The 6838-nt window shown below is 69.0% G+C and carries 4 protein-coding genes; all 4 read right to left on the minus strand.

Features of this window, described 5'->3' with window-relative positions; translation table 11 throughout:
* Positions 1-943, minus strand: a 943-nt coding sequence (locus A5701_RS22070; RefSeq protein ID WP_067758901.1) for a KasA/KasB family beta-ketoacyl-ACP synthase, incomplete at its 3' end; no start/stop codon positions are given.
* Positions 944-1167: 224 nt separating this feature from the next.
* Positions 1168-3207, minus strand: a complete 2040-nt coding sequence (locus tag A5701_RS22075) for a substrate-binding domain-containing protein (RefSeq protein ID WP_067758891.1) — start codon at positions 3205-3207, stop codon at positions 1168-1170.
* A gap of 108 nt (positions 3208-3315) precedes the next feature.
* Positions 3316-5511 (minus strand): malate synthase G, encoded by a 2196-nt coding sequence (locus tag A5701_RS22080; protein ID WP_067758894.1) that lies wholly within the window; start codon positions 5509-5511, stop codon positions 3316-3318.
* A 280-nt stretch (positions 5512-5791) separates the two neighbouring features.
* Complete coding sequence (locus A5701_RS22085) at positions 5792-6832, minus strand: hemolysin family protein (protein ID WP_067758898.1); 1041 nt, start codon at positions 6830-6832, stop codon at positions 5792-5794.
* Positions 6833-6838: the final 6 nt, after the last annotated feature.

The raw sequence follows: 6838 nt of genomic DNA on the forward strand, positions 1-6838 counted from the left end.
TCCCGGTGGCGTGGGCGTTGACGTGGTCGATGTCGTCGGGCGTGAGACCCGCGAGCTGGATGGCGCGGGTCATCGCCTGGCCGGCCCGGCTCCCGCTCGGGTCGGGCGCCACCATGTGGTAGCCGTCGGACGTCACCCCGGCCCCCATCAGCCGGGCCAGGATGCGCGCCCCGCGCGCCTTGGCGTGCTCCTCGGTCTCGAGCACCATCAGCGCGCCCGCCTCGCCGAACACGAAACCGTCGCGGTCCTTGTCGAACGGGCGACACGCACCGGCCGGATCCGCGTTGTTCGTCGACATCACGATCCGCATGTTCGCGAAGGCCGCGATGGGCACCGCCTCGATCCTGGTCTCGACGCCGCCGCAGATCGCGACGTCGGCCTCGCCGAACACCATCGCCTGCCAGGCCCGCGCGATGGCTTCCGAGCCCGACGCGCACGCCGACACCGGCGTCATCACACCCGCCCTGGCGTGCCGTTCCAGACCGACCGCCTGGGCGGCCGCGTCGGGCATGTACTTGCTGACGGCGAGCGGCGAGACCGCCTTCACGCCGCGCGCCCGCAGGTTGTCCAGGCTGAACACCAGTTCCTCGCCGGAACCGAAACCGGTGCCGATCGACACCAGCAGGCGGTTCGGGTCGACGTCGGGGGAGCCGGCATGGTCCCAAGCCCGCCGGTTGACGATGGCGGACATCCTCGCCAAGTAGCCGGTTCTGCGCAGCTCAGCGGGGTTGAGCTCGCTGTCGAATTCCTCCAGCAGGTGCCCGCCGATGCGGACCGGCAGGTCGAACTCCTCCACGAACGGGTCATCGAGCTCGCGGATTCCGCTCTGGCAGTCGAGGAGCAACTTCCAGGTGGTCTCCGCGTCGGTGGCCAGTGCGGTGGTCATGGCGATCCCGGTGACCACCACGTTTGGAAGTGCTTGTCCAGTAATCAGTTTCGTCATTGCTGTCGTGGATCATCCTTTCGCGACGCCGCCCCGGTCGTCGTCACGGACGCGCGTACATCGGGGCACCCTCCGGATTCCCGTGGAAGGCGCTCGACCGAAAGCCTTCCCGTCGCGTCGGCCGTGGAATCAACCTCAAAGCCTAGCGGCAACTTGCGTTGCAGACGGGGAAGACCCCGCCGCAACGTAGCCGTGCCCGCCCCGTACGCGAGCCTGATCCGGCCTCAGCTCAGGAAGGCGTTGAGTGCCGCGGCGAGGTCGGGGGACGACGACGAGGCGAGGTTCTGGTAGCCGCCACCGCTGAGCTGGGCGACCGCCTCCCACGTCGCGCGGTCCGGGTCACCGCCGAAGTCGATGACGTTCACCGCGATCGGTTTGGCCGGGTCGGCGCTCTTGCGGATGAAGTCCTGCAACCCGGGCCCGTCCAGGGTCTGGTCGGTGTGCGGGCCCGCGGTGATGACCAGTATCGAGTTGGTCTGGCCGACGTGGTAGTTGGTCTGCAGCTCCTGGTAGATCATGCGCAAAGTGGTGAACGACACCGCACCACCGGCCGACGAGTATTGCTTGTCCAGCGCGGCCGTCAGCGCCGCCGAGCGCGGCTGGCCGTTGACCGGGTCGCCCAGCGGCCCGCCGGGGACCTCGGAGCGGCCCTCGTGACCGTCGAACGTCCACAGGCCCACCACCGACGTGGGCGGCAGCGCCTTGATCTTGTCCTGAAGTGCGGCGATCACGTTCGCCAGCCGGGTCTTCCCGCCCTCCTGGCCGGGCATCGACTGGTCGAGCATGATGGTCGCGGCCAGCCCGCTCGACGGGGTGGCCATCGCCTCGGCAAGCGTCGTTCGCATCGCGTCGTCCCCCACCGACAGCGCGGCGGGCAGCGCCGGAAACGTGGTGACCGGGCTGCTCGGCGGCGTGACGCCGTTGACCCGGAAGCCGGCCTTGGCCAGCTTGGCGAGTTGCTCGGGCTTGTGCATGTAGCGGGCGAACTCGCTGGCGGCGGCGGACTGGTCCTGGGTCAGCCACGAGCCGCTCAGCAGGACGGTGGGGTAGTCGGCGACGGGCACCGGGCCCGACGGCAGCCAGGAGGCCAACGCGCCCTTGGCGTTTGGCGACGACTGGCCGCGCTGGAACAGCTGCTGCTCGGTGGTGATGACCGCATGCACCGGCGCGGCCGCCGCGTCGCCGGGCTTCAGCAGGGCGTTCATCGCCTCGGTCAGCGAATTGTCCGCCAGCTTGGGCTGTCCGTTCAGCACCGCGCGCACCGCGCCGGTGCCCTGGGTCGCCGGCGCGCCGGGAGGGGCCGACGCGGCCGCTATCGCCTCCCCGGCGAGGAACGCCGCGTCACCGTTGCCGTTCATCGGCACGGCCAGTCGCAGCGACCCCCAGGCCGGCAGGTTCACGCCGGCCAATCCGTTCGGATTGGTCTGCAGCCCGGGCAGCGCCGCCCAGTTCTGGTTGGCCAGGGCCGACGCGAGTTCGGGCCGGACGGCGAGCACCACCGGCGACGTCACCAGCGAACGGCTGTCGGTGATCGTCTTCTGCGCCGTGGCCCCGGCGAGCCGCGCGGCCGAGATCGAGCTGCCGGGGACCCACAATGCCGGCTGCGCGCCGAGGTCGGCGGGCCACTTGCCGATGAAGCCGTTCAGGACCGCGTCCGAGCCCGCGGGCTTGACGCTGACTTCCACGCAGTGGTCCCCGATCGGGCCGGCCGAGGAGTTGTAGCTCTGCGCGAACTGCTGTACGGAGTCGGCGATCGACGGGTCGGCGATGACGGCGACCGTTTCCTTGCCGCCGACGCAGCGCCCGGCGGCCTGGTGCGAGCGGTTGGACAAGGCGTCGCCGAAGAAGCTCCACAGGATCACGGTGCCCACCACGACGACGACCGCGACGAGGGCCACGATGACGCCGATGCTGACTCCCCGGCGCCCGCCCTCGCTGCGGTGGCCGCCCCGCCAGTCACCGAGTCCCCGGTGCCCGCCGCGGAACAGCGACGGCGACGCGGCCGGCGGCTCCGAGGCGGGCGGGCCCGGCTGCCGCGGCGGGAACTCCGGGTACTCGTCGGCCGCGTCACCCGCGAAGTCCCCGGCGCCGTAGGGCTCGTCCTCGTCCGAGAAGTCGTCCGCGTCCGAATAGTCGTCGGCCGGGTAGTGGCCCGCGTCGGAGTAGGCCTCTCCGACGGCGTCCCGGTGACGGTCCTCCGCCTCGCCGCTTTCGTACGGTTGGTCGACGGAGTCCTCAGGGTCGGGCAAACTGTGCCTACCCATAACGGTGTCCGTCGCCTTTCCGTCGATAGATCCGACTTGTTGTCAACCCGCCGCTGATCTTAGTCACCAGCGGCATCAATGGGTGCCGAGGCCGATTAAGGCACCGGCTCAATTTGATTGCGCCGCGCGGGCCTTGGCCTCGCGCCGACGGCGGTGCAGGATCGGTTCGGTGTAGCCATTGGGCTGCTGGGTTCCCGTCAGGATCAGGTCCTGGGCGGCCAGGAACGCCAGACTGTCGTCGAAGTCGGGCGCCATCGGCTGGTAGGCCGCGTCCTTGGCGTTCTGCTCATCGACCAGCGGCGCCATCCGCTCCAGGCTGGCGCGCACGTCCTCCTCGGTGATGACACCGTGGCGCAGCCAGTTGGCCAGCAGCTGGCTCGAAATCCGCAGCGTCGCACGGTCTTCCATCAGGGCGACGTCGTGAATGTCGGGCACCTTCGAGCAGCCGACGCCCTGGGCGACCCAGCGCACCACGTAGCCGAGGATCGACTGGCAGTTGTTGTCGACCTCCTCGCGAATCTCCTCGGGAGCCCAGGCCAGTTCCTTGGCCAGCGGGATGGTCAGCAATTCTTCGATGTTGGTGCGCTTCTTGCCCGCCAGCTCCTCCTGCACGGCGCCCACGTCGACGTAGTGGTAGTGCATCGCGTGCAGCGTGGCCGCCGTCGGGGAGGGCACCCACGCGGTGGTCGCGCCCGCCTTGGGTTGGCCGATCTTCTGCTCGACCATGTCGGCCATCAGCTCGGTCATCGCCCACATGCCCTTGCCGATCTGCGCCTTGCCCTTGAAGCCGGCGGCGAGCCCGATGTCGACGTTGGCGTCCTCGTAGGCCTTGATCCACGCGGTGCTCTTCATCGCGCCCTTGCGGATCATCGGGCCGGCCTCCATCGACGTGTGGATCTCGTCGCCGGTGCGGTCCAGGAAACCGGTGTTGATGAACACGACCCGGTCGGCCGCGGCCTTGATGCAGGCCTTGAGGTTGACGGTGGTGCGCCGTTCCTCGTCCATGATGCCGACCTTCAGCGTGGCCTGCGGCAGGCCCAGCACGTCCTCGACGCGGCTGAACAGCTCGCAGGTGAAGGCGACCTCGTCGGGCCCGTGCATCTTGGGCTTGACGATGTAGATCGATCCGGTGCGGCTGTTGGCCAGCGGGCCGTTCGCGTCGCCGGTCTTGAGCCCGTGGATCGCCGTCAGGCCGGTGAACAGCGCGTCCATGATGCCCTCGAAAACCTCGTTACCATCGGCATCCACGATCGCGTCGTTGGTCATCAGGTGACCCACGTTGCGGACGAACAGCAGGCTGCGGCCGGGCAGGGTCAGCTGACCCTCACCGTCGGGCGTGGTGTAGGTGCGGTCCCGGTTGAGCACACGGGTGAAGGTCTTGCCGTCCTTGGCGACCTCCTCGGACAGGTCGCCCTTGTTCAGCCCCAGCCAGTTGCGGTAGCCGAGCACCTTGTCGTCGGCGTCGACGGCGGCAACCGAGTCCTCGAAGTCCATGATCGTGGTGACGGCCGATTCCAGCACCACGTCCTTGATGCCGGCGCGGTCGGTCTTGCCGATCGGCGATTCCGGGTCGATCAGGATCTCGATGTGCAGGCCGTGATTGACCAGTAGCACCGACCAGTCGGGGGAGCCGAGCTCGCCCGTGTAGCCGGCGAACTTCTCCGGGCTGGCCAGGCCGACGGACCCGTCGCCGGTCGCGACCTTGAGCCGGCCGTCTTCGACCGAGAGTGCGGTCGCGTCGGCCCAGGAGCCGGACTCCAGCGGCACCGCTTGGTCGAGAAAGTTGCGGGCGTAGGCGATGACCTTGTCGCCGCGGACCTTGTTGTAGCTGGTGCCCTTCTCCGCACCGTCGTCCTCTCCGATGACGTCGGTGCCGTAGAGGGCGTCGTACAGCGAGCCCCAGCGCGCGTTCGCGGCGTTCAGCGCGAAGCGGGCGTTGAGCACGGGCACCACCAGCTGCGGGCCCGCGGTCGTGGTGATCTCGTCGTCGACACCCGAGGTGGTGATCGTGAAATCCTCGGGTTCGGGCAGCAGGTAACCGATTTCGGTGATGAACTGCCGGTAGGCCTCGACATCGAAAGGCTCGATCACGCGTTGCCGGTGCCACTTGTCGATCTGGGCCTGCAGCTCGTCGCGCCGGCGCAGCAGATCCTGGTTCTTGGGGGTCAGGTCGGTGACGACTTTGTCGACTCCCGCCCAGAAGCTGTCCGGGTCGATGTCGGTGCCGGGCAGGGCCTCGTTGTTCACGAAGTCGTAGAGCACTCGGGCGACGCGCAGGTTCCCCGCCGACACGCGATCAGTCATGTTTCTCCTCCGTAATGAAGCCTCACCAAGCCGCATTGGCTCGGAGCGGCAATGCCTTCAGCCTACCGAGCAGCAGCCTGGTGAGCGTATCCGCCCGACCCGCCACACCAGGTCAAGCCGCGCTGACAGCTCCAAACCATGCCGCTGCGGCGAGCCAGGGGATCGATTTACAGCAACGCGTCGACGCGCCTGAGATCCTGCGCCCTCCAGCACTTTCTTGACTGGCAGCCGATGGAAATCATACGGGCTCGCCGCAGCCCTCCTCGGCGACCCAGTGCCCCTACGCATCACGCATGGTGCCGACGAGGTCCTCGACCAGGTCTTCCATGGCCACCATCGCGACCACCTCGCCGCCCGCGCCGGTCACCAGCGCCAGGTGGCTGTTGCTGCGGCGCATCCGCGACAACGCGTCGGCCAGCGGCAGCGACTTGGGCAGGCGCGGAAGGGGCCGCACCATCGCCAGGTCGATCACGGTCCCCGGGTCGTCACCGAGCGTCAGCATGTCCTTGATGTGCAGGTAGCCGATGAAATCACCGGTGACGTTCGCCACGGGGAACCGCGAGTAGCCGGTCTCGGCCAGGGCCCGCTCGACGGCACCGACCGTCGGGCCGGAACCCGGTGCGGCCACCGGCACGGCGTGCACATCACCGAGGGGGACCGCAACGTCGCCGACCACCCGGGTGCCGATCTGCAGGGCGCGGGTCAGCCGGGTGTGCTCCTCCGGATCCAGCAGGCCCTGCGATTCCGATTCGGCGATCATCTCGCTCAGCTCGACGGGGGACACCGTCAGCTCGAGCTCTTCCTTGGGCTCGACCCCCAGCGCGCGAACCACCACGCTGGCGCATTTGTTGTAGAACGTGATCAACGGCCGGACGGCTCGCACGTAGGCCAGGTAGGCCGGCACCAGCAACATCGCCGTGCGCTCGGGACCGGCCAGCGCGATGTTCTTCGGCACCATCTCGCCCAGCAGCACGTGCAGCGTCACGACGATCGCCAACGCGATCGCGAACGACAACGTGTGCAGCAGCGGCGGCGGGATGCTGGTCAGCCCCAGCGCCGAGCGCAGCAGGCTGGAGACCGCCGACTCGCCGATCCGCCCCAGCAGCAGCGACGCGGCGGTGACACCCAGCTGGGCCCCGGCCAGCATCGCCGGCAACTGCTCGCCGGCGCGGATCACCGTGACCGCGCGCGCCTTGCCCTGCTCGGCCAGCGCTTCCAGCCGGTCGCGCCGGGCCGAGATCAACGAGAATTCCGCGCCGACGAAGAAGGCGTTGACGCCGATCAGCACGATCGCCAGGAACACTCCGACGGGATCGCTCATCGCGGA

This window comes from Mycobacterium sp. E3305 (genome assembly GCF_001666785.1).
GTDB lineage: Bacteria > Actinomycetota > Actinomycetes > Mycobacteriales > Mycobacteriaceae > Mycobacterium.